Genomic DNA, 3,691 nt, shown 5'->3' on the forward strand with positions numbered 1-3,691 from the left:
GCCGTCATGCATGCCGCTGCCGGCGACCTCGGCCGCATCGTGCGCGTGGTGAAACTGCTCGGCTTCGTCAACGCCACGCCGACCTTCAGCGACCATCCCAAGGTGGTCAATGGCTGCTCCGATCTTTTCGCCGACGTCTTTGATAAGATCGGCGGACATGCCCGCTCTGCGATCGGCGTCGGCTCGCTGCCGGGCAACATCACGGTCGAAATCGAGGCGGTGGTCGAAATCGCCGCCTGAAGTCTTTTCAATACGGGATTCCAGAAGATGACGATCTCCAACATGACAATCCGCGAACGGCTCGGCCTGCGCCCGATCATCAACGTCTCCGGCACGATGACGACGCTCGGCGCCTCGATCATCGTTCCGGAAGCGATCGCGGCGATGGCGGAGATCGCCTCGCAATGGGTGGAGATGGACGACCTGCAGCGCGCTGCCAGCACGGTCGTCGCGCGGCTGACGGGCGGCGAGGCCGGATTCATCACCGCCTGCTGCGCTTCAGGCATCACCATGGCGATCGCCGGCGCGATGACCGGCACCAACCTTCTGGCGATCGAGCGGCTGCCCGACGACACGGAAGGGCTGAAGTCCGAGGTCGTCATCCAGCTCGGCCACATCGTCAACTACGGCGCGCCGATCGACCAGTCGATCCGGCTGGCCGGCGCCAGGGTCGTGCCGGCGGGCACCGTCAGCGTCACGCAGGACTATCATGTACGCGAGGCGATCAACGAGCGCACGGCCGCCGCCCTCTACGTCGTCGCCCACCACACGGTGCAGTACGGCATGCTGTCGCTGGAGGAGTTCTGCGAGATCTGCCACGCCAAGGGCGTGCCGGTGATCGTCGACGCCGCCTCGGAATATGATCTGCGCAGCTTCCTCGCGCGCGGCGCCGACATCGTCGTCTATAGCGGCCACAAATTCCTCTCCGGCCCGACCAGCGGCATCGTCACCGGCCGCAAGGACCTGGTGCGCGCCGCCTATCTGCAGAACCGCGGCGTGGCGCGAGCCATGAAGGTCGGCAAGGAAAGCATCGCCGGCACGATGGCCGCGCTCGAAGCCTGGGAGAAGCGTGACCATGCCGGCATCCGCAAGCGCGAGGAAGCGGCGCTCAACCTGTGGAAGGACGCGCTGCAGGGCCTGCCCGGCATCGTCGCGCGCATCATCCCCGATCCGACCGCCAATCCGCTCGACCGCCTGCAGATATTCGTCGCGCCCGAAAGCCGCTTCACCGCCGCCGGCCTCGCCTCGGCGCTGGCCGCCGGCTCACCGCCGATCATCGTGCGCAACCACGAGGTCGAGCGCGGCCATTTCTTCCTCGATCCCTGCAATCTCCATCCCGGCGAGGCCGAGATCGTCGCCGAGCGCCTGCGCGCCGTGCTGGCGGCAAAGGAGCGTCCTGCGGATGCCATGAAGGTGGCGCGCAAGGATTCAGCCGGTGCCTTGCGCTGGCCGGACTAGCATTCCTGATCACGACAGTGTGAACGGCCGGGTTTTCGCCGGGCGGGAATAAACCGCCGGCATGACGGGTCTCCTCGACATACGCCGCTTCGGGCGTTGAGGAGACCGACATGACCCATCACCACGATGACGACGGCGGCGACGGCATCAGCCGCCGCCATGCGCTGGAATGCATGATCTGGGCCGGCACCGGCGTGCTGTGGACGATTTCGGGCGGCGTGCCCATATCGCTCAACCTGCTCGGGGCTGCTCAAGCCGCCGAGGCCATGGCCACCGGCTTCACCTTCCTGCAGATCTCCGACAGCCATATCGGCTTCGACAAAGCGGCCAATCCGCATGCCATCGACACGCTGAAGGAAGCGATGGGCAAGATCCAGGCGCTGCAGCAAAAGCCCGCCTTCATGATCCACACCGGCGACATCACCCATCTTTCCAAGGCGGCGCAGTTCGACAATGCCGCCCAGATCATCGGCGGCGCCGGCTTCGACGTTCACTATGTGCCTGGCGAACACGACCTGATCGACGAGGGCAACGGCCAGGCCTATCTCGAACGCTACGGCAAGGGCACGAAAGGCGCCGGCTGGTACTCGTTCGACCAGAACGGCGTGCATTTCGTGGCCCTCGTCAATGTCGTCAACTTGAAAGCCGGCGGGCTCGGCAATCTCGGCGCCGAGCAATTGGCTTGGTTGGCGGACGATTTGAAGGCCGTCAGCGCCTCGACGCCGGTCGTCGTCTTCGCCCATATTCCGCTGTGGGCGGTCTATCCAGAATGGGGCTGGGGCACCGAGGACGCGGCGCAAGCACTCGGCCTGCTCAAGCGCTTCGGCTCGGTCACCGTGCTCAACGGCCACATCCATCAGATCATGCAGAAGGTGGAAGGCAACGTCACCTTCCACACCGCGCGCTCGACCGCTTTTCCGCAGCCAGCGCCCGGCACCGCTGCCTCGCCCAGACCGATGACGGTGCCGGCCGGCCAGTTGCGCAGCCTGCTCGGCACCAGCCGGGTCATGGTCAAGCAAGGCGGCCAGGACCTCGCCATCATCGATTCGACACTGGCCAACGCCTGAACGGCAAAGGAACCCACCATGATCTGCATACGCCTTCCGGCCCGGCACATGGCCGCTATGCTGACCGCCTTCGCCCTGACCGCGGCGACCTCCCAGCCGCTCAGCGCGGCGGACGCGCCGATGGTCAAGATCGAGAACTTCGCCTTCACGCCGCCGGTGCTGACGATCAAGCCCGGCACCACTGTGACCTTCCGCAACGACGACGACATCCCGCATCTGGTCGTCGCCAACGATTCCTCCTTCCGCTCCAAGGCGCTTGACACCGGTGACACATATGAATTCACCTTCACCAAAGCAGGCGATTTTGCCTATTTCTGCGGGCTTCACCCGCACATGCAGGGCAGGATCACCGTCGCTCCCTGAAGGCGCGCGGCGGACCCAGCCCGGGGTGCCGGACAATGGTGCGGTGTTGAGCGAAAAGGCCCTGGCCGAGCGCTTCGGCGCGGTGGTGCTGCCCCATCTCGGCGACGCGCTTGCGCTCGCCCGCTGGCTGACCGGCAACGCCGCAGACGCCGAGGATGTGGTGCAGGAAGCCTGCCTCAAGGCGCATGCCGGCATTGCCGGCTACGCCGGCGGCAACGCCCGCGCCTGGCTGCTGACCATCGTGCGCAACACCGCCTACAGCTGGATGTCGCGCAAGCGGCCGCGCGGCACGATCGCCGTCGGCGACCTCGGCGATCTCGACGAGATGGCGGCGGCGCATGGCGCCGGCCTGCCGGATGACAATGGTCTCGAGGCGAGCCTCATCGCCAAGGCCGATACGGCGGCACTTGGGGCGGCGATAGCGGCACTGGCGCAGCCGTTCCGCGAGACGCTGGTGCTGCGCGACATCAATGGCCTGAGCTACCGCGAGATAGCGGCCATGCTCGGCGTGCCGATCGGCACCGTGATGTCGCGGCTGGCGCGCGCCCGCGGCCTGCTTGTGTCTGAACTGGGGAGAGCGCCATGACCGGACATGACGACGGACTGCCCAACGATCCGGAAGGTATCAGGCTGATGATCCATGCCCTGGTGGATGGCGAACTTGATGCGGCAGCGGCGTTGGCCGTGGAGCGGCGCATCGCCGCCGACCCGGCGCTTGCCGCCGAGCATGCCCGCATCGTCGCGTTGCAAGCGGCGGTCAGCCGCTTGCCGCGTCCCGATGTCAGCGATGCCTTTCGGGCCCG

5 protein-coding genes and 1 pseudogene are annotated in these 3,691 nt (G+C 66.5%); all 6 read left to right on the top strand.

All coding sequences use genetic code 11. The annotated features are described in order from the left end of the window. Window positions 1-240, top strand: a 240-nt coding sequence (locus EN738_RS32225) for a RidA family protein (RefSeq protein ID WP_145966999.1), incomplete at its 5' end; no start/stop codon positions are given. A 42-nt stretch (window positions 241-282) separates the two neighbouring features. Further along, the gene (locus EN738_RS32230) at window positions 283-1,458 is read left to right on the top strand and encodes an aminotransferase class V-fold PLP-dependent enzyme (protein ID WP_245494837.1); all 1,176 of its coding nucleotides are present in this window, start codon (window positions 283-285) and stop codon (window positions 1,456-1,458) included. Between the two features lie 110 nt (window positions 1,459-1,568). Then, a complete protein-coding gene (locus EN738_RS32235) occupies window positions 1,569-2,525 on the top strand; it encodes a metallophosphoesterase (protein WP_127287104.1) in 957 nt (318 codons plus the stop codon). An 18-nt stretch (window positions 2,526-2,543) separates the two neighbouring features. After that, on the top strand, window positions 2,544-2,888 hold the full coding sequence (locus EN738_RS32240) for a cupredoxin family copper-binding protein (protein ID WP_127287105.1): 345 nt from the start codon (window positions 2,544-2,546) through the stop codon (window positions 2,886-2,888). Between the two features lie 46 nt (window positions 2,889-2,934). Then, window positions 2,935-3,474, top strand: a complete 540-nt coding sequence (locus tag EN738_RS32245) for a sigma-70 family RNA polymerase sigma factor (protein ID WP_127287106.1) — start codon at window positions 2,935-2,937, stop codon at window positions 3,472-3,474. After that, a pseudogene (locus EN738_RS32250) lies at window positions 3,471-3,691 on the top strand (anti-sigma factor); the annotation flags it as partial. The gene EN738_RS32245 and the pseudogene EN738_RS32250, both read left to right, overlap by 4 nt.

The organism is Mesorhizobium sp. M4B.F.Ca.ET.017.02.2.1 (assembly GCF_003998955.1).
GTDB classification, from domain to species: Bacteria; Pseudomonadota; Alphaproteobacteria; order Rhizobiales; family Rhizobiaceae; genus Mesorhizobium; species Mesorhizobium abyssinicae.

Coding starts and splice junctions, on each gene's coding strand:
- EN738_RS32230 (WP_245494837.1), top strand. CDS start 283: ATGACAATCCGCGAACGGCTCGGCCTGCGCCCGATCATCAACGTCTCC.
- EN738_RS32235 (WP_127287104.1), top strand. CDS start 1,569: ATGACCCATCACCACGATGACGACGGCGGCGACGGCATCAGCCGCCGC.
- EN738_RS32240 (WP_127287105.1), top strand. CDS start 2,544: ATGATCTGCATACGCCTTCCGGCCCGGCACATGGCCGCTATGCTGACC.